General features: G+C 60.5%; 17 protein-coding genes and 1 pseudogene. 11 read left to right on the top strand and 7 right to left on the bottom strand.

All coding sequences use genetic code 11. From position 1 onward, the window contains the following. Positions 1 to 2 precede the first annotated feature (2 nt). On the bottom strand, positions 3 to 1,022 hold the full coding sequence (locus HU737_RS09515; protein ID WP_186554491.1) for a DUF1176 domain-containing protein: 1,020 nt from the start codon (positions 1,020 to 1,022) through the stop codon (positions 3 to 5). A gap of 121 nt (positions 1,023 to 1,143) precedes the next feature. Continuing rightward, positions 1,144 to 2,064 carry a LysR substrate-binding domain-containing protein gene (locus HU737_RS09510; RefSeq protein ID WP_186554492.1) on the bottom strand — a complete coding sequence of 307 codons (921 nt, stop codon included), beginning with the start codon at positions 2,062 to 2,064 and terminating at the stop codon, positions 1,144 to 1,146. Between the two features lie 143 nt (positions 2,065 to 2,207). Here HU737_RS09510 and HU737_RS09505 point away from each other — a divergent pair, with 143 nt between their 5' ends. Then, positions 2,208 to 3,542, top strand: a complete 1,335-nt coding sequence (locus tag HU737_RS09505; RefSeq protein ID WP_186554493.1) for a serine hydrolase domain-containing protein — start codon at positions 2,208 to 2,210, stop codon at positions 3,540 to 3,542. Between the two features lie 209 nt (positions 3,543 to 3,751). Here the strand turns inward: HU737_RS09505 and HU737_RS09500 are convergent, their stop codons facing one another. Next, entirely contained in the window at positions 3,752 to 5,803 is a 2,052-nt protein-coding gene (locus HU737_RS09500; RefSeq protein WP_225915687.1) for a hybrid sensor histidine kinase/response regulator, read from the bottom strand. Positions 5,804 to 6,032: 229 nt separating this feature from the next. Between HU737_RS09500 and HU737_RS09495 the strand changes: the two genes are divergently transcribed. Further along, the gene (locus tag HU737_RS09495) at positions 6,033 to 7,217 is read left to right on the top strand and encodes an MFS transporter (protein ID WP_186554495.1); all 1,185 of its coding nucleotides are present in this window, start codon (positions 6,033 to 6,035) and stop codon (positions 7,215 to 7,217) included. A gap of 65 nt (positions 7,218 to 7,282) precedes the next feature. Here HU737_RS09495 and HU737_RS09490 read toward each other — a convergent pair whose 3' ends face one another. Beyond that, a complete protein-coding gene (locus tag HU737_RS09490; protein ID WP_186554496.1) occupies positions 7,283 to 7,705 on the bottom strand; it encodes a PA0061/PA0062 family lipoprotein in 423 nt (140 codons plus the stop codon). A 382-nt stretch (positions 7,706 to 8,087) separates the two neighbouring features. Here HU737_RS09490 and HU737_RS09485 point away from each other — a divergent pair, with 382 nt between their 5' ends. Then, on the top strand, positions 8,088 to 9,464 hold the full coding sequence (locus tag HU737_RS09485) for an amino acid permease (RefSeq protein WP_186554497.1): 1,377 nt from the start codon (positions 8,088 to 8,090) through the stop codon (positions 9,462 to 9,464). A gap of 200 nt (positions 9,465 to 9,664) precedes the next feature. Then, positions 9,665 to 9,835 carry a hypothetical protein gene (locus HU737_RS09480; protein WP_186554498.1) on the top strand — a complete coding sequence of 57 codons (171 nt, stop codon included), beginning with the start codon at positions 9,665 to 9,667 and terminating at the stop codon, positions 9,833 to 9,835. 20 nt (positions 9,836 to 9,855) lie between these two features. On the opposite strand, the gene HU737_RS09475 is transcribed toward HU737_RS09480, so the two are convergent. After that, the gene (locus tag HU737_RS09475; protein WP_186554499.1) at positions 9,856 to 11,478 is read right to left on the bottom strand and encodes a methyl-accepting chemotaxis protein; all 1,623 of its coding nucleotides are present in this window, start codon (positions 11,476 to 11,478) and stop codon (positions 9,856 to 9,858) included. Positions 11,479 to 11,751: 273 nt separating this feature from the next. Between HU737_RS09475 and HU737_RS09470 the strand changes: the two genes are divergently transcribed. The 3 genes and pseudogenes from HU737_RS09470 (at position 11,752) to HU737_RS26555 (ending at position 13,195) form a co-directional block, all read left to right on the top strand. Next, on the top strand, positions 11,752 to 12,003 hold the full coding sequence (locus HU737_RS09470; RefSeq protein ID WP_186554500.1) for a hypothetical protein: 252 nt from the start codon (positions 11,752 to 11,754) through the stop codon (positions 12,001 to 12,003). Positions 12,004 to 12,142: 139 nt separating this feature from the next. After that, positions 12,143 to 12,643, top strand: a pseudogene (locus HU737_RS26560) (PAS domain S-box protein); the annotation flags it as partial. Next, complete coding sequence (locus tag HU737_RS26555; RefSeq protein WP_405129166.1) at positions 12,626 to 13,195, top strand: methyl-accepting chemotaxis protein; 570 nt, start codon at positions 12,626 to 12,628, stop codon at positions 13,193 to 13,195. The pseudogene HU737_RS26560 and the gene HU737_RS26555, both read left to right, overlap by 18 nt. A 14-nt stretch (positions 13,196 to 13,209) precedes the next feature. On the opposite strand, the gene HU737_RS09460 is transcribed toward HU737_RS26555, so the two are convergent. Together HU737_RS09460 and HU737_RS09455 are read right to left on the bottom strand one after the other, a co-directional pair. After that, positions 13,210 to 13,959: a PDC sensor domain-containing protein gene (locus HU737_RS09460; RefSeq protein WP_186554502.1), complete on the bottom strand. Its 750-nt coding sequence runs from the start codon at positions 13,957 to 13,959 to the stop codon at positions 13,210 to 13,212. Between the two features lie 63 nt (positions 13,960 to 14,022). Next, complete coding sequence (locus HU737_RS09455) at positions 14,023 to 14,775, bottom strand: FadR/GntR family transcriptional regulator (RefSeq protein WP_186554503.1); 753 nt, start codon at positions 14,773 to 14,775, stop codon at positions 14,023 to 14,025. Between the two features lie 262 nt (positions 14,776 to 15,037). Between HU737_RS09455 and HU737_RS09450 the strand changes: the two genes are divergently transcribed. The 4 genes from HU737_RS09450 (at position 15,038) to HU737_RS09435 (ending at position 19,323) form a co-directional block, all read left to right on the top strand. Beyond that, positions 15,038 to 16,462: a gamma-aminobutyraldehyde dehydrogenase gene (locus HU737_RS09450; protein ID WP_186554504.1), complete on the top strand. Its 1,425-nt coding sequence runs from the start codon at positions 15,038 to 15,040 to the stop codon at positions 16,460 to 16,462. A gap of 226 nt (positions 16,463 to 16,688) precedes the next feature. Further along, positions 16,689 to 17,294, top strand: coding sequence for a dimethylamine monooxygenase subunit DmmA family protein (locus HU737_RS09445; protein ID WP_186554505.1), 606 nt, complete (start codon positions 16,689 to 16,691; stop codon positions 17,292 to 17,294). Continuing rightward, on the top strand, positions 17,291 to 18,259 hold the full coding sequence (locus HU737_RS09440; protein WP_186554506.1) for a PDR/VanB family oxidoreductase: 969 nt from the start codon (positions 17,291 to 17,293) through the stop codon (positions 18,257 to 18,259). The genes HU737_RS09445 and HU737_RS09440 overlap by 4 nt, the downstream gene beginning before the upstream one ends. 17 nt (positions 18,260 to 18,276) lie before the next feature. Continuing rightward, a complete protein-coding gene (locus tag HU737_RS09435; RefSeq protein ID WP_186554507.1) occupies positions 18,277 to 19,323 on the top strand; it encodes a heme-dependent oxidative N-demethylase family protein in 1,047 nt (348 codons plus the stop codon). The last annotated feature ends 20 nt before the right edge of the window (positions 19,324 to 19,343 follow it).

Genomic DNA, 19,343 nt, shown 5'->3' with positions numbered 1-19,343 from the left:
GCTCAGCGTACGTAGGTCGGCATCCCCCAAGCGCCGTATCTGAAGCCTCGGCAGCGGTTGTAACCGTTGCGGTACCACAGCTCGAACTGCGCACCGTTCCAAACCCAGAACGACAGCGTGGAGCAGTCATCCAGGGCGCGCTTCTTTTGCCAGGAACTGATCTGGGCCATGCGCCGTTCGAATTGTGTGGCTTCAGTGGTGACCAATTGCGCAGCGTAGGGCGGCTGATCCTGGACCACCCAGTAACCGTTGGCCGTGTTGAAGCTGTTGGCCCGGCATTGCGTGGCGACCAGCACACGCTGCTCATCGAGCCGCTCCACGGTCAGTGGCAGCGCACGGCTGGAGTCTTGTAGATCGGGGCACTGGCGAGGGCCGGTCAAGGTCTGGCGCAGGGCTTGGGGCAAGACCGGGAGTTGCGCTAAGGCCTGGTCTTCAGGGCGATTGTCAACCAAGGGCAGGCGCTCGATAGGCGGCGCTGCGCGCCTTGGCCCTGGTACCAGCTGCTCATCCTCAGCGCCGCGGCTGACCAGCGCGCCTGGCGTGCCGAGCCGTTCCTGAACTTCATCCATTTTCAGCAGCACTGCCGCAGCGCCGGCATCCGAGAGGGTGCGCACAGCCCCACGGGAGTCGACCACCTTGATCTGCGTGCTGCCAGGCAGCGCAGCGAGCAGGGCCAAGACCTGGTCGTGCTCGATATGAAAATCCGAAGCATCATCGCGCAGGGTACCCACGACCACCTCGTCGATCACCAGTTGTACCGGCGGGACAGGGGGCTCGCCACCGAGGTTGGCGAACATCAACGTGCCAGTGACAGCGGTGTTGGGGCCAGCCTCGCGTTGCAGGCCCAGGCTGATGCCATCGATGCCATCGCCCGGGGAGTAACCCATCGCGATGCACTGGCCAGACTTGTTGCAGGCGAGGTCCCAGTCCTTGTGGGAGAAGACCAGACCGTCATCGGGCACTGCGGCGCAGGCTAGCGTACTGAGCGCCCAAAAAGGCCAGCACAGCGATTGAAGCTTCATGGACGTCCTTGTAGAGAGCGTTTCAGTAGGGATGGGGTGCTTTTGAATATTATATAACTCAACTAAATGAATATTTAGTTGAGTTATCACTTAAACTTATAATATAGGGCAGGGCAGTACCTTATGGGAGAACGCCCACGGATTCAACTCTGGCCTGGGGAAATGCCTCGCGCAGGCTGGATTTAAGCCAATTGATGAACCACAGCGCATCCTCGTTTGGTGCCTGGGACGGCGTGAGAACCTGATAACTTTCCAGCGGCGCTGCCTGATCCAGGCAGCGTATCAGCGTACCTTGCTCAAGCTCGCGCTGAACCAGTACCTCGGTTGCCAGCGCGATGCCATGGCCACGTTCTGCGAGGTTGAGCACAATGTCATTGCTCATGTGCGAAGCATCGGACTTGACCCGCACACGCAGGCCATTGGCGGCGAACCAGCTGTTCCACCATGTGCCGTCATCGACGTGAATCAGCTTGTTTGGGGGCAAATCGGCAATCGTCAGCGGCCCTGGCAACTGCGCAAGAAAGCTGGGCGAGCAGACGGCAAACACTGCCGGGCGAATCAAGACCTCACGCACGCCCGATAGCTCGCCAGGCAAGCCATAGGCTATACCCAGGTCAGCTTGCCTGGCATCCACTGCAGTAAACGAGGCATTGGGCTCGATGGCGATCTTCAGGTCAGGTCGCAGCTTGCGCAGACTGTCGATCCGCGGGGTCAACCAGCGTGAAGCGAAGGCCGGTACGCACAGGATGCGCAGCCAACGCTGGTTGTCGTGCCTGGCCAGGCGGGCACTGGCGTCGGCAAGGATCTGCAGTGCCTGCGATACCGCTTGGTAATAGTGCGCACCTAGCAACGTCAGGGTGACGCCGCGCGGGCCGCGCTCAAGCAGACGCACACCCAGCCAGTCTTCCAGATTCTTCACATGGCGACCGATCGCAGGCTGAGTCACATGCAAAGCTTCTGACGCCGCTACATAACTGCCAAGCCGCGCCGCAGCCTCGAAAGCCCGGATTGCATTGAGTGGGGGAAGCCGGTCGATGGCCATGCGCGCCTCGGGGTATTAGTTTTTGTATTAGTGGCAGTCAATTTATTGTTCTTTTCCGCGCCGTTCAAGTTGCTGAGACTCACGGTGGGCGCGGGCTAGCCCCGTGAAGTGTCCCACGCACAGCAAAACTTGAGGAAAACCCCATGCGGGCAACACCAATAACAATCAAGCCGTCCACTGTATTTTCCATCCTTGCGCTAGCCCTGGCAGCCAGCACCGCTCAGGCTGCCGATAGTAAGAGCCCGTGCGGCGTACCCAATCTGCACACATGCCCGCAGCCGTTCGACAAAGTGCTGCCGGCAGCCAAGAACATGCTGACCTGGGATCAAGACACCCGAGTAGTGGGGTTCCGTAATACCTACCGCCTGTACGAAGGGGATGTATTTTCTACCCAGGGCGCCACCCCAAGTCCGTTACCAGCAGCGGATCATCTGCTCAGCAACGTTCAATACAGCCTGGAGGGCAAGCGCCAGGGACTTGCCGACTACCTGGAAAACCAGAGCGTAACCGGGCTGTTGGTGCTCAAAGACGGCAAAATTGCCTACGAATACTACGGCAAAGGCAACACTGCCCAGACCCTGTGGACTTCACGCTCAGTTGCCAAGTCGGTAGTCAGCGTGCTGGTGGGGGTTGCTATAAAAGCCGGCAAGATCAAGTCGGTAGACGACAAGATCACCGCGTATATCCCCGAACTCAAAGGCACCGAGTGGCAGGATGTAACCCTGCATCAGCTGATGCAACATACCTCAGGTGTGGTCTGGGATGAGAATTACGCATCGCCAGACTCTGATTTCTCCCACATGACCCAATGCGAGGCCAAGCCAGACCCTTACGATTGCGTGCTCAACCTGGTCAAATCGGTCAAGCGCAAGCCCGGGGTGAAGCCTGGCGAAGTCTGGTCATACAACACCGGCGGCGCCTGGCTGGTCGGCCGCGTGCTGGAGAACGCCACTGGCCAGACCATCGCCAAGTACCTGGAAAGCCAGATCTGGAGCCGCTATGGCATGCAGCAAGATGGCGTCTGGCACGCACTGGTACCGGGTAAGGTCGACATGGGTGGTCACGGCTTCAATGCCACGCTGCGTGACTGGGGGCGCTTCGGCCAGTTCGTGCTCAGCGGCGGCCAATTGCCGAACGGCGAAAAGTTGCTGCCCAACGATTGGCTTGCACGCTCGACGCACTGGACTACAGCCAAAGGCTCGGTAACCAAAGCCGCACCTAATGGTCAGTACGGCTACCAATGGTGGTACAACGCGCCGGCACCGGATGCAGATGCCGAACCGAAGAAGACCGCTACCAGCGAGCAAACATTCTGGGCGCTGGGCATCTACGGTCAGACGATCGCGATCAATCCGGTTGAGCATCTGGTGATGGTGCAATGGTCGACCTGGAAGAATGCCGAGACACCGAGCTCGTTGTATGACGAACAGGCGTTGTTCGTGAATGCAGTGAGTAAGGCGCTGGATCAGAAGCAGTAGATGGCTGCGGCGTGGCTTTGGATCTGGTGGGAACCAGGGCCGCGCCTTAATGCGAAACTACGCATAATGTATATTATGTTAAATCTAGTAATATCCTCACGCAGCCCACTCGCTGCAGCGCCGTTGCCTGTCTCGACACGTGACCGATTAACTGGACCGGCCACTTCGCGGGCGCTCCCGCGCCCACAGGCGCTCAACATCCTCACGATCTAGCAGTCGTTTTTCCTGAGCAATGCCCTGATATTCAGCATTAGCGCCTCAAGTGAAAAAGGCTTGGTCAGCACCGCAGTGCAAGGTTCAAGCTGGACGCTGTCGAGCACATTTGGCTGCGCATAGCCCGTCATGAACAAAATTGGCAATCCAGGCCTGGCTCTACGCCCCTCATCTGCCATTTGTCTACCGTCGATACCACCCGGCAGGCCTATGTCCGTCACGAGCAAGTCGATTTGAGTGTCTGAACAAAGTAACTGAAGGCCAGCGAGGCTGTCGGCGGCTTCGACAACCCGGTACCCACAGTTATCTAGCATTTCGCTCACAAACATGCGCACTGATGGCTCGTCATCGACGACCAACACTGTCTCACCTGATGCAGATAATGTCGTCTCATCCAGTGGCTCCATACGCTCCGGCGCCGTGATTCGGGCCGTTTGGCTAGGCAACTGAAGATAAACACGGGTGCCGTGATCCTCAACTGACTCGATCCTGACCTGGCCTCCTGATTGTTTGGCAAAGCCATAGATCATCGATAAGCCAAGACCAGTACCGGCCCCGACTGGTTTGGTGGTGAAGAACGGCTCGAATGCGCGGGAAAGCGTCTGGGCGCTCATGCCAATTCCGTCGTCAGCGACACAAATCGTCAAATAATTTCCGGGAGGCAGTTCAGGATCCAATTCTGGCCCTAGTACCAACTCTTGGTTGAACGTGGTAATGGCAATGCAGCCGCTGCTGGCTAATGCGTCGCGGGCGTTGATACACAGGTTCAACAGCGAGTTCTCTACTTGTGCCGGGTCGACCAGGCAAATACTCGATTTCGCGCTCAGTTCCACCTTCAATTTGATCGAGGGCCCTACTGTGCGGCTGATCAGCTCTTGCATATCGCTGATCAGGCTGTTCACGTCGATATGAAGAGGCATCAGCGTTTGGCGACGAGAGAATGCCAGGAGCCGATGCGTCAGCGATGCCGCTCTCTGGGCGGCGCCTTGGGCCACCCCAAGATAACGTTCAACATCGGCAATGCGCCGCTGCTTCAAACGGCGCTTGACCAGATCCAGGCTACCTGTGATCCCCGCCAATAGATTGTTGAAATCGTGAGCGATCCCTCCTGTCAGCTGGCCAACCGCTTCCATCTTTTGAGATTGTCGAAGCGCCGCTTGAACCGCTTCCCGCTCGGCCACAGCCTCCTCGATCCGTGCTTCCAAGGTGCGATTGAGTTCTACAAGCTGCGACTCGGCATTCTTGCGCGCAGTCACGTCAATGGACGAGCCGATCAGCCCAATGACCTCCCCCGCATCGTCGCAAAGTGGCGCTTTCATTGATAACCAGTAGGTCGCTGTACCGTCCGGCATATCGACCCGCTCTTCGATCTGCACCGCTTTGCCACCCTGCATCACGCGCTGATCGGTTTCCATGACCTGACGTGCCTGGGCTTTGTCCTCAAGAAACTCCAGATCGGTTTTGCCCAGGTAAAACTCTGGCGGTTTGCCGATCAGTTGCGTGGCGCCATGGTTCGCTACAAGTAGCCTGCCCTCCAGATCCTTGGCGTAGACAACACCGGGCACGGCGGCAGTGAATGTGCGCAGCAATGCCGACATCCTGTCACGCTCAGCCTCAGCTGAGCGACGGGACTCAATATTCATGAGAACCCCGGGAAACCTGATCGCCCTGCCCTGTTCATCGAGCTCCGCCCGGCCATTGGCTTCGATCCAACGGTAGCTACCGTCGTGCTGTCGAACGCGGTATTCACACCGGTAGGCACCGCCGCGACGCATGGCTTCCTGGATGTCGGTCGAGACGCGATCACGGTCGTTTGGATGAATAGACGAAAACGCCTCCTCGATAGGAATGCCGGCCATGCACTTGTGCGCAGGCAGTCCAAAGGATCTGGAAAAGCGCTCGTCAGCGGTCACACGGTTAGCCGGGATATCCCACACCCAGGTACCGACAATCGCGCCAGCATCGAGTGCCAACTGCAAACGCTCTGATGCATCCGTTGCAAAGGCATGGCCTTGATTGTGTGATGCCGGAACATCCATGCCATGCATAGGGCCAGGGGGTTGGCGCTCCATAACGTCCTCTTGTCGAAGCCTTGGGCCATTAGCCCATGGATAACATTGTCAACCTCGATGCCACCGTCGCCATTCTATCTACGCTGATACACAGCAAAAGCATACTGCCTTCAAAGAATCAGCGACGACTACCCTCGACGCGACTATGGCGTATTGTCTACCATCTGCAGCTTTAACGCTTCAGCGTGTTTCGCTAAGGATTTAGATGTCTGTTCATCAAGTGCCACCTGCCCTGCCCGCCAGAAGCACTGCTGCCAAGATGGAAGCGGCAATGGCTCTGGGGAGTTTTGCAATCGGCACCGGCGAGTTTGCCATCATGGGCCTGATGCCCGAAATTGCCCGGAACTTGCAGCTGAGTGAGCCTCAAGTTGGTCATGCGATCAGTGCCTATGCTCTGGGCGTAATGGTTGGGGCACCTGTGCTCGCGATACTGGGCGCCAAACTTCTGCGCAAACACATGCTGCTCCTGCTAATGGCGCTCTACGCTATCGGCAACCTTGCCACAGCCTTTGCGCCATCCTTCGGTGGGCTGGTCACGTTCCGTTTCATCAGTGGCCTGCCTCATGGCGCGTACTTCGGTATCGCCGCGGTGGTGGCCTCAAGCATAGTGCCGACCAACCAACGCGCTGGCGCCGTCGCCAGGGTAATGATGGGGTTGACCCTCGCCATGCTCCTAGGCAATCCAGTCGCCACGTTCCTTGGTCAATTATTCGGCTGGCGCTCGGCATTCGTGCTGGTTGGGGCCATCGCCGTTTGCACCGTTGCCCTGATCTGGCGCTTGGTACCTCAGCCTCAGGATGAAGTCCGGAGTGATCCGCGCAAGGAGCTTCAGGCGTTTCGTCTTCCGCAAGTCTGGATGGCACTTGCGATAGCGTCCATTGGCTTTGCGGGCATGTTCACCGTTTTCAGCTACTTGGCGCCAACGATGCTCGAGGTGACCAAAGTTTCTCCCGAGTGGATTCCATTCGGCCTGGCAGCATTCGGGATCGGCGGCATCATTGGCAACATCGCAGGCGGCAAGCTATTCGACCGATTCCAGTTTCGCGCGGTGGGATACGTCCTGGTGTGGTCGATCGCCGTGCTGCTGTTCTTTACCGTCGCAGCTAACTCGCTTTGGTCGATCCTTTTCGGGATTGGGCTGGTCGGTACGATGATCGCATTGGCCGCGCCGTTGCAGATTCGCCTGATGGACATTGCACACGAGGCTCCAAGCCTGGCTGCTGCGTCCAACCACGCTGCCTTCAACCTGGCCAATGCACTCGGCCCCTGGCTTGGCGGTATGGCGATCACGGCCGGTTTAGGGTGGACAAGTACTGGCTACATCGGTGCTGTTACCGCGTTGATAGGCCTTGGGATATTTCTGATGGCACGGCGCATGAAAGGTGGCTGAGCAAGCTAACGGTGAACTGCAGCGCTTGGCAAAGACCTGGTTTGCCAGCGCTCTGCCGGCAGGCATCACATCAAGCAATAAAACTCGCTAACCTCTGCAACCACCTCGCCCTTGGCATCGTACAACCGCGCTTCCGGCGTCAGTGCCATCGAGCGCGCCTCAAGAACATAGCGTTGGCCCGCCTGGAAATGCGGGTAGTTGACGGTCAGGTAGCATTGGCGAACCGTGGTGCCACCCATCAGGCTGATGCCTGCGCCACCGTTGACTTCGTAATCGAACCTGACCACCAGTTCATGACGACCCGGGGTCACTTGAAAAAACCGCCCATCGCGCAGGCGCTGTTTATCCAAGCGTTCGGCCATCAGCACTCTGTCGTTGGGAAATGGCGTCGAGAAATCGACCCAGGCCATCTGCGGATTGGCGACGGGCATCGGCGTCTGACAGCCAGCAACCAGCGTTATTGCTAGCCCTAGCAGCAACCTGTTCATGATAGATACCTCGATGGTTCGAGGTTTAAGAATAGCGCCGACAAGCCTGGCAGGCAGCCGTCAATACGATGGCAATGGCAATTGCCTGATCGAACTACCCGATCAAGTTCCCCTAGCTGGATCGACTGTCGCCGCCGCTTTGCAAGCACCGCCCTCAAGAAAAATTCGCAGGATGTTGTGCGCAGAATTCGCTTGAGATGCACGCCAGCCTTGTCCAAGGTGGCCAGCCTGATAGCCATTGCCTAAAGAAAGGCTACAGGGCGTGGACGCAGGCGCACGACGATGCTTGCGTTGGGGGGCGACAGTCTCTGCGGGCGACACCGATTGGGTGCGCTGCGCAACTGTCGCCGACTCCTCCCGAATAATAAGAGAGGACAAGGAAATGCATTCCAACAGTCTGAAGCAAAGCCTCAAACAACGGCATATCACCATGATCGCGCTGGGCGGGGTGATCGGCGCGGGGCTGTTCATGGGCTCGGGCAAACTGATTGCCTCGGCCGGGCCTGCCGCGATTCTGTCGTACTTCATCGGCGGCATAGTGGTCACCTTGGTGATGTTCATGCTGGGCGAGATGGCCTGTCGCAACCCAGATGCCGGCTCGTTCTCCACCTACGCCAACACCTACCTCGGTGAATGGGCAGGCTTTGCTGTCGGCTGGTTGTACTGGTTCAAGTCGATGTTGACCATCACCTTGGAAGCAGTGCTACTAGGCGCAATCCTGAATGATTTCCTGCCTGGGCTACCGATCTGGGCAGGCGCTTTCATCATGCTCGTGACACTGATGGCGAGTAACGCCTACTCGGTCAGATCCTTCGCCGAAGTGGAGTACTGGCTGGCGGCGATGAAGGTGGCCACAATTGTCATCTTCATGGCGCTGGGCATCTCGATCCTGCTTGGTCTGCACAGCGACATCCCCTCCCCTGGCTGGGTCAACCTGACTGCTCACGACGGCTTCATGCCCAATGGCCTGTCGCCAGTCATGGCAGGTGTGGTGGTGGTGATCTTCTCGCTGGGCGGCAGTGAAATCGCCGCCGTGGCGGCCGGTGAATCGGAAAATCCTCGCAAGAACGTCATTCGCGCGATCAAGAGCGTGATCCTGCGGGTGATGCTGTTCTATGTGGGCTCCGTGTCTATCCTGATCCTGTGCCTGCCATGGACCGACACCGCCAACCTGGCCTCACCGTATGTCTCGTTGTTCACCCTGGCTGGCTTCAGCGGTGCCGCGGTGGCGATGAAGATCGTGTTGTTCGTCTCGTTCATGTCGGTGATGAACTCGTTCATGTTCTCCAACTCGCGCATGCTGTTCTCGCTGAGCCAGCGTGGCCATGCGCCGAAGTTGTTCTCGCGCACTACCTCCAAAGGGGTGCCGCTGAACGCGTTGTTGCTCAGCTTGAGTATCTGCTTGTTGATCCTGACCGTTCACTTCGTCAGCGGTGGTGACCTGTTCATGACCCTGGCCAAAAGCAGCGGTACGTTCGTGATGATCGTGTGGATCTTCATCATCATTGCCCACTTGGCCATGCGCTGGAAAACCCGGCATGAGCCGGTGGACCCGAGCGCGTTCCGCGCGTGGTTCTTCCCGTACGCCAACATCGTTGCGCTGTTCGCCCTGTTGGCGGTGATCGTTACCCAGGCATTCGATCCGGGGTCGCGGTTCCAGTTCTGGTTCACCACGGTGACGTCGTTGATTGTGGTGGCGGCGTATTTCGTGATGCGTGGCCGGTTGGCGGGGAAATCGGTCGGCTATGCCGGGAGCTAATTGCTACGGCGTTGGGGGTGGCGGGTCTGGCCTCATCGTGGGGTAAGCCCGCTCCTACACACCCTGAGGCAGCGCCAGCGACGCTCGATCTGCCAAATCAGAGGGAAGGTGTGCCAGCTCCGCTCAAGCGGGCTGCACTCTGGCGGGCAGGACGTTATGGTGAGGCTCTGGAGACCATCGCATCTGCATCGGAGGCAGTCATGACCACCCTCTTTCGCATCACCGTATTGCTGCTGCTGGTCGGTATGCTGCTGGGCGATATCCTGCTAGCCAGTGTGGGGCTGGTCGGGGTGTGCAGTCTCGCGGTGTACACCAGTATCCAGCAGGACAAGCAGGCCGCTTGCCCTGCGGAGTCTGAGTTTCTTGCCTAGTCGCCACGCTTGAGCGCAGCTCAGAGGCGGAACCGCTTCATCATGCCGCTCAAGCCAATCGACAGGCTGGCCAATTCCTGGCTTGCCGCACTGATCTGATCCGCGCCCTCGGAGGTCTGCACCGCCAGATCGCGGATGTTGAGCAGGTTGCGGTCCACCTCGCGGGCAACTTGAGCCTGCTCTTCAGTGGCGCTGGCCACCACCAGGTTGCGCTCATGGATGGTGGTTGCGCCGTTGGTGATTTCATCCAGCGCTTGCCCGGCAAGCTCAGCCACCTGCAGGGTATGACCGACCTGCTGGCTGTTGCTGTGCATCGACTCGACGACCCGCGCCGTGCCCTCGCGAATGGCATTGACCATCTCCTCGATCTCCAACGTCGAGCTCTGGGTCCGTGCCGCCAGCGCCCTGACCTCATCGGCCACTACGGCAAAGCCCCGTCCGGCTTCACCCGCCCGCGCCGCCTCGATTGCCGCATTGAGCGCCAGCAGGTTGGTCTGCCCGGCAATCGCGCCAATCACATCGAGCACCTTGCCTACCTGCTGCGATAACAATGCCAGGGCCTCGATCTGCCGCGATGCCTCATGCACATTGTGGCTCATCTTGCTGATCGAATTGATTGCCTCGCCCACCCGCTCACGCCCGCGCCGTGCAGCGTCCTCCGACTGGCGGGAGATCTCAGAGGTGCTCACCGTGTTGCGCGCCACTTCTTCCACCGCAACGCTCATTTCGGTCACAGCGGTGGCGGCTTGCTGGATCTCGTCGCTCTGTCGATTGAGGTCGCCGGAGGTCTGCTGGGTAATCGCCGACATCTGTTCACTGGCTGCCGCCAGCTGATGCGAGGAATCGCCGATCAGCCACAGGGCATCCTTGAGACTAGCCTGCATCGCCGCCAGGGCATGCATCAGCTGGGTCGCCTCGTCACGGCCAGTGGCCTGTACGGCATGTGAGAGATCACCATCGGCGATATTCTGCGCGACGCGGATGGCTTCGCGCAGTGGGCTGACGATACTGCGGGTCAGCAGCCAGGCCAGGGCAATGGTCAGCACCAGCACCAAGCCAATGACGCTGAAGGTCAGGTACAGCGCCCGCTGGTAATCGGCGCGGGCCTGAGCGGTGTGCTGCTCGGCGGCTTCGCTGCTGAACCTGACCAGGCTGTCGTACAGCTCACCGATGCGGTTGGAGATGTCCTGCATGGCGCCGCTGAGCATGGTCTGCATCGACGCCAACTGGTTGCCATCGGACAAGTCCTTGTACTGGTCGAGCAGCACCCGGTACTGGTCGATCAGTTGCTGCATTTCGGCAAATGCCGGTTTGCCCGCTGCCGGCAACACTGCGCCGTAACCTTGGACGCCTTTGTCGAGCAGCCCCTTGAGCACTTCCAGGCGCGCCACGGTTGGCGCCAGCTGGGCAGGATCGCGGGCGATGGCCATACGCAGGGTGATGACCCGCAGGCCGAGCATGTGGCTGCGCACCTCGCCCAGGTAGCGAGTGCCGACGTTGGTCACCTGCTCGGTGTACACCACCGCTTCGCGCATGCTGGAGATCTTGTCGATGGAAAACAGCCCGAGCACCACCACCAGGGCGGCGATCAGGCTGAAGCTCAAGTAAGAGCGAGTGGCGATGTTGAAGTGGCGTAGTGACATGGCGACGCATCCGAGTGGCAGCAAAATGTACTACCCATTACGTTCGGAATTGATCGCGGAAGGTTTAGCGCTAACAGGCGATGTGTGCTCGATAATCGAACGGCTTCTGCCTCCCGCTAGCGTGGCGCCGCGCAAGCGGCGCCGAATCTACCCTTAGGCAAAACCAATACCCACTATCGACCAAAGCAATTTCAACTAAATACACCCCCTCCTTAACCTTGCGTCATTGACTCGCCACTCACCAATCCCGCGCAAAACAAGGAGCCACCTTCAATGACCATCACAGCCCGCCTGCTCTTCGCTACCTTGATCGCCATTGGCCTTAGTGTGCTAAGCGGCTGTGCCAATCATCCCGAACTGCGCCCCTACAGCGCCGAAGAAACCCGCCAGTTGCAGCTTGAAGCCCTGGCCCGTCAAGGCCTGACGCTGGAACAATATGAGCAGCGCAGAGCGTCGATCCTACGCGCCGGCCGCGCTGAAACGGTTGCCGAGACCGTACAGGCACGTCCCCCAATCAGTGGTTGATCGAATGGCAGTAGCGCGTAGAGTTGTACAAGAATATATTTTTGTACAATTATTCGGCGGGTGATGGCTTAATAGCGCCACCTGCTGCCCTCCCCTTTATGATTACCGACGCGCAGCATCCTCCCTCGGAGCCTCCTAGATGTTCATGCGCACCCGCATCCACCAGCAGCTTTTGCAAAAGTCTCAGGCACAGCAGACCGCGCTGGAAGGTGAGTTGGCCGCCCTGCGGGAATCGCTGGCGAGCCTTGAACGGGAGATCGACGGCTATAAGCTGCGGGCGCACAAGCAATCCAGCTACAGCACTGCAATCGATCGCTCGATGGCGGTGATCGAGTTTGACCTGGATGGCGTGGTGATCAACGCCAACGCAAATTTCCTCAAGGTGATGGGCTATCGCCTGGACCAGGTGCGCGGCAAGTATCATCAGATGTTCTGCTTGCCCAGTGAAACCCACAGTGCCGGCTATCAAGCGTTCTGGTCTGAGCTCAACCGCGGCGTATACAAAACAGGGCTGTTCCAGCGTGTCGACAGCCGCGGCGTCAGCATCTGGTTACAGGCCAGCTACAACCCGCTCTACGACGACCAAGGCAAACTCTATGGGGTGGTCAAGTTCGCCACCAACGTGACCCCCGATGTCGAGCAGCGCCAGGCCGAATCACACGCGGCGCTGCTGGCGTTCGAGACCTCCCGAGCGACCGATGAACATACCCAGCGCGGTGCTGCGGTGGTCCAACAGACCGTGACCGTGGTGCAGAGCATTGCCGACGAGCTTGAGCAGATGGCCAGCGGGGTCAGCGCCCTGAGCGCGCAATCCGAACAGATCGGCAGCATTGTCGATGCGATTGGCAGCATCGCCGAGCAGACCAACCTGCTGGCCCTCAACGCCGCCATCGAAGCCGCCCGTGCGGGCGAGCAAGGGCGGGGTTTTGCCGTGGTCGCTGACGAAGTGCGTAATCTTGCCCAACGTACCAGCAAGGCAACCGTGGCAATCAGTGAGGTGGTCGGGAAAAACCGCCAACTGGCGCAACAGGCGGTTGCCAGCATGCACTCCAGCACCCTGAAAACCGAGCAAGGCGTTGCCTTGGCGAACCAGGCAGGCGCGGTGATTGGCGACATCCATCAAGGCGCCCAGCAAGTGGTGCAGGTGATTGGCCAGTTTGCCCAGCGCCTGGAGCAGCGCAACAACGGCTGAGTGCTTGGCGCAGGTCAAGGCGCTTTGCGCAGCGCCGGCAAGCGTACCAGCGACCAGCCCGCTTGCGACTCAGCCAACGCCAACCGCACGCCATTCTGCGGTACCGTGTTCAACAAGGCCTGAGCCAAATCACCGACCATCCAGTTGGCGGTATTGGAGGCGATCACCCGGCCATCGGCGGAAATCAGCACCGCTTCGTGGTCCAGGCGCATCAGGCTGCGTACCAGCAAGCGCTCAAGGTTGTGCAACGACAAATCCAGCCCGGCAACGCCAATGAAGCGCCCCTCTACCACGATCGGCATGGTGAAGGTCAGCACATACATGTTGGTACCGTACAGATCCACGTACGGACCTTCCACCACGCTTTTGCCGGTATCGCGCGGGCGGCGGTACCAGGGCATTGCGGTGTAGTCGTAGAAGTTCTCCCGGCGACGGTCGAAGTTCGGCCGCAGTGGCAGGGTTTTGCCGCCATCAGCCAAGTACCACCATTCCAGGTGCATCTCGCGGTCGGCCAGGCAATTGGGCTCGACAATCACCCCGCCGCCACAGCCAAAGGCGCCGGTGGCCAGCAATTGCTGGTCGATGGCTGGACGCAAGGTGGCCAGGTCTTTGGCGAGCGGCTGGCGCCCTTCGGCCAGGACCCGTTGCCACAGCGCTCGGGTTTCTTCGACCAACAGGCGCACCTGGCTGAAGATGGTCCCCAGGGTGGTGTCGAGCTGCTCGGCACAGGCCGACAAGGGGTCGTTATCGCTCAGGGCAAACATGGCATTACCTCACGCAGGTTTCGGCTTTCTTGTTATAGGGCGATGGCACAGCGGTAAGGGGCGTCAGTGCTCCTCGGCCTGGGCCAGCAGCTCCAGGCGCAAGCTGATCAAGCGCTTGATACCGCGGCTGACATGGGCCTCGGCCAACGCTCCAGCCAACACCGCGTCACCTGCGACCAACGCCTGCAGAATCGCCTGGTGCTCGTGTTCGACCACGCTCACATCGCCGCCACCAGCGGCTTCCATCCACAGCAACTCCCCGACTTCCGATTGCAAGCGCATCTCGGCGTGGGTCAAACGCAACGACTGCGCAGCAGCCGCCACTTCGATATGAAAGCGCGCGTCGGCGCGGTGGCGGGCCAGGCGCGAGCCCGCCTGCCTGAGGGTTTCGATATGCTGGGCGATGCGCGCTTGCTGCTCGGGTGAACTGCGCTTGGCTGCCAGGCGCGCCGCAGTGCCCGAAATAGCAGTTTGCTCATCGCCCAGGTCGCGCAGATCGGGGCCACTCATCTCGCGCAGGCGCTGCATCAGCAACGCCTCGGGCAACTCGACCGGGGTGCAGACGAAACTGCCGCCATTGCGACCCCGGCGGGTCTCGATCAGGCCGCGCTGACGCAGCACCACCAAAGCCTCGCGCAGGGTCACTGTGGCAACCCCCAGCTGCAGGGCCAGCTCCGACTCGCTGGGCAGTTGCTGACCCTCGGCGAACAGTCCGAGCTCGATGGCTTCGACCAGCCGCCGCGCCACCTCATCGGTACGCCCTTCCTGGCGCAGCCGTATGAACGCGGTATTTCGAGCAGTATTCAGGGCAGTCATTGCCTCTCCCTAACAAGCATTGCAAGGCGTGGCGGGGGCCTCGGCGAAAAGGTTCAGTTTCGCATCTTATAGCGAACGGCCGCCCGTCCGATACCAATGAATTTCTCATTCTACCGGGCAAAAGGAGCTTTTCGAAGATATTGGCAAACTTCAAACATTAAGATATGGTTTCATAGGTTTAGAGATTCAGCGGGCCGCAACAGGGTTCTGCGCGACCTGCGTCAAGCGACTTCCACCAATAAGACCGACCAAGGAATACGCCATGCAAACCAAACTCCTGATCAACGGCCAGTTGGTCGAGGGCCAAGGCGAGCCCTACGCCGTATACAACCCGTCCCTGGGCGAAGTGCTGGTGCACATCCCAGAAGCCTGCACGGCCCAGGTCGATGCCGCCGTGCAAGCTGCCGACCAGGCCTTCGACAGTTGGTCGCAGACCCCGCCCAAGGAACGCGCGCAGCTGCTGCTCAAACTCGCCGATCGCATCGAAGCTGAAGCTGAGCACCTGGCCCGTCTGGAGTCGCAGAATTGCGGCAAGCCCTATCAGGCTGCGCTCAATGACGAGATTCCGGCGATTGCCGACGTATTCCGCTTCTTCGCTGGGGCCAGCCGCTGTCTGTCGGGCTCTGCAGGTGGCGAGTACCTGCCGGGGCACACCTCGATGATCCGCCGCGACCCGCTCGGCGTGGTCGCCTCGATCGCACCGTGGAACTACCCACTGATGATGGTCGCCTGGAAGCTCGCCCCTGCCCTGGCGGCTGGCAATTGCGTGGTCCTCAAACCATCCGAGCAGACCCCGCTGACCGCCCTGGCCCTGGCCGCGATCATGGCCGAGCTGTTCCCCGCTGGCGTCGTCAATGTCCTCTTTGGTCGCGGCGCCAACGTTGGTGAGCCACTGGTCAACCACCCCAAGGTGCGCCTGGTATCGCTGACCGGTTCGGTGGCCACCGGCTCGCGGATCATCTCCAGCACTGCCAGCAGCGTCAAACGCACGCACATGGAACTGGGCGGCAAGGCACCGGTCCTGATCTTCGACGATGCCGACATCGACGCCGCCGTCGAGGGTATTCGCGCCTTTGGCTTCTACAACGCCGGCCAAGACTGCACCGCCGCCTGCCGCCTGTATGTGCAGCAAGGCGTCTACGAGCAGTTCGTCAGCAAGCTTGGCGAGGCGGTTGGCAGCCTGCGCATGGGCCTGCAGGACGATCCTGAGACCGAATTGGGGCCGCTGATCACCCGTGAACACCTGGAACGCGTCGAAGGCTTTGTCGAACGCGCCAAGGCGCAGCCGCACATCCGTGTGATCACCGGCGGCAAGCGCGGCCCTGGGCCGGGTTTCTTCTTCGAGCCGACCGTGCTGGCCGATGCCCGCCAGGACGATGAGATCGTACAGCGCGAGGTGTTCGGGCCAGTGCTGAGCATCACCCCGTTCACTGATGAAGCCCAGGCCCTGGCCTATGCCAATGACTCCGACTACGGCCTGGCCTCCTCGGTCTGGACCCGCGACGTTGGCCGCGCCAACCGCCTCGCTGCGCGCCTGCAATACGGCTGCACCTGGGTCAATACGCACTTCATGCTGGTCAGCGAAATGCCCCATGGCGGCATGAAGCAGTCCGGCTACGGCAAGGACATGTCCATGTACGGCCTGGAAGACTACACCTGCGTGCGCCACGTCATGTTCAAGCACTGACCCCGGTATGCGCGGCGCACCTGATCGGGGCGGCGCGCACTACCGAGCAGCAGCATTACCCAAACAATCCTGATGGAAAACGCTACAAACGCGTCCTCGACATAAAACATATAAAACCATAGGCAATATGGCATGGGTTCTGCTATGCACCCTGCTCGAGCCTGAAACCAGCCGTCTTTGTTACTTCCCGGCACAACCGGGGTAACGGCTTACGAGGTGTGTCACCATGCTTATTACCGGCATCAAGAGCCGTCCGGTCTACGACCGGCTGCAACCCATGACAGGTGGCCTGCGCCATTTGATCGCGGGCCAGGGTAGCGGCGGTGCGGCCATGCTGCGCTTGATCGCAGACATGACCCCCGGCCAACGCCAGCACAGCACCGTGCTCTATTCCAGCGAGTCATTCTCTGGCCACGACCACTTGCAGGCCCTGCAAGCGGCGCAGGTTGCCGACCTGCAAGCGTTCCCCAGCAACCAGGCGCTGCTCGACGCCCTGCGTGCGCAGCTCGGCGTGGCGTGCATGGGCACTAGGCTGTATCTCAGCGGCTCGGAAAGCTTCATCGGCACCGCCATGCAAGCGGCCAACGCCGTCGACCTGAACCGCGACGAAGTGCTACGCGAACACAGCGGCACCTTGGTCCGCCGAGTCTGGTGCGCGCACTGCGACACCTACACCGAAAACGTAACGCAAAGGGTCTTCAGCTGCCCGGGCTGCCAGCTCGACCTGGTGGTGCGTGACCACTATTCCCGTCGCCTGGCCGCCTTCCAGGGCATCAAGGCCGATGGCGAAGTCCCAGGCGAACTTCCCGCAGCCGAGGAGCTCGACACATGAATACCCATAACGGCACGCTCAGCGTGCGGGTTGCCCGCATCGAGCAACTGACCCCTGAGATCAAGCGCTTCACCCTGGTCGACCCGGATGGCAAGCACTTGCCAGCGTTCTCCGGCGGCAGCCATGTGGTGGTGGTAATGGAAGACGGCGACAAGACCCACCGCAATGCCTACTCGCTGATGAGCTCGCCCTACGACTCCAGCGCCTACCAGATCGCCGTACGCCGGGTCAGCGACGGTCGTGGCGGTTCACGCTACCTGCATGAGCACGTCAGCGAAGGCGCGCTGCTGCAGATCCTGCAGCCGGCCAACCTGTTCCCCCTGGCCAAGCACGCTCGTCAGCACCTGTTCATCGCTGGCGGCGTGGGCATCACACCGGTGTATTCGCAACTCGAGGAGCTGCAGCTCAAGCAGTCGACCTTCGAGCTGCATCTGGCCGTGCGCGGCCCGCAGCACACCGCCCTGGGCCATGAACTGCAAGCGCGCTATGGCGATCGAGTGCACTTGTATGTGCAGGGCCAGGACACGCGCATGGACATCCGCACCATCCTCGCCGCTCGCCCGCTGGGCAGTCATGTCTACGTCTGTGGCCCGGACAGCATGATCGACGACACCCTCGACAGCGCCCACGCCCTGGGCTGGACCGACAGCCACATCCACTACGAGCGTTTCGTCGAGCAAGGCTCCAGCGGCCAGCCGTTCAGCGTCACCCTGGCGCGCCAGGGCGTCACCCTCGAAGTGCCGGCCGAGCAGTCGCTGCTCGAAGCCGCCGAGCAGGCCGGCTACAAGGTGCCCTACCTGTGCCGCGGCGGCGCCTGTGGCTACTGCGAGACCGAAGTCCTGCATGTCGATGGCGAGCTCGACCATCGCGACGACTGGCTCAGCGATGAAGACAAGCTGAGCAATCGCAAATTCATGCCTTGCGTATCCCGCGCCAATTGCAGCCGCCTGGTCGTAGACCTCTGAGACAGGAAAACAACAACATGACCGTATTCAAGCCTATCGAAACCTACGCCGACGTTGGCGCCGGCCACACCTACAGCAACAGCCGCGAAGCGATCCTGCGCTTGCCCTTCCCTTATCCGGAAGACCAGTACATGTACTCGATGAACGTCGAGCCGCATGTACCGTTTGGCAACGGCGCCCTGCGCGCGCAGTTCGACATCGACGAGCACTACATCTCCGAATGCCATCACCGCGCGCAGACCCTCGACAGCCAGCCAGGGGTGCACTACGCCGCCCTGCCGCACATGATGGAAGCCCAGTGGGACTTGCTCGAACTGTTGATGGAGTCGTATTCACGGGACTTCCCCGAGCACTTCAGCCTGGAGAAGAACGGCAGCCAGTGGCACTGGGTCAACCGCCCGCTGCAAATCGACGACACCTTCACCTTCGGCGACGCCAGCACCCTGCCGATGGAGCCGATGGAGTACATCACCCGCCAGGCCCAGGGCGAGTTCATCCTCCTCGAAGAACGTGACGACACCTTGGTGATGGGCGCCGGCATGGCCACCCAGCGCGCCGACTACTCGCTGCGCTTCAACCTGGGCATGAGCTTCATGGAGTTCCACGGCCCGGTGCCCAAGTTGCACGAGATGGGCATCTTGCAGCGCGCGCTGAAGTTCCTCCTGCGCCTGCGGCCAGGCCACCCGGTACGCCGGACCAACTGGTCGATCACGGTCAATCCGCGCCTGGAAACCTCCGCCGAAACCCTGCCGGACTGGGCGCCTGATCGCACCATCGTCACCCCAGAAAACGCCGGCGAGCTGGTCAACCTGCGGGTCGAACTGCAGCCGCTGCACCGCCTGCCGCGCAGCAACGCCGTGCTGTTCCCGGTGCGCACCTACCTGGTCAGCCTCGCGCAACTGGCCGAGTTTGCCCCGCAATGGGCCAAGCGCATGCACCGGGTGATCCGCGACCTCGACCAGGAGTTGGTGGATTACAAGGGCTTTACCCGCTACCGCGATGCCATGGTCAGCTGGCTGGCGCAATACGACGACGGCACCCCGGTCGACGAAAGCCAGCAATAAATGCAAACCCGCAGGCGCGC

The organism is Pseudomonas urmiensis (genome assembly GCF_014268815.2).
Classification (GTDB): Bacteria; Pseudomonadota; Gammaproteobacteria; order Pseudomonadales; family Pseudomonadaceae; genus Aquipseudomonas; species Aquipseudomonas urmiensis.
Note: the sequence above shows the minus strand (reverse complement) of the source record. Positions and strands in the feature narration are given on the sequence as shown.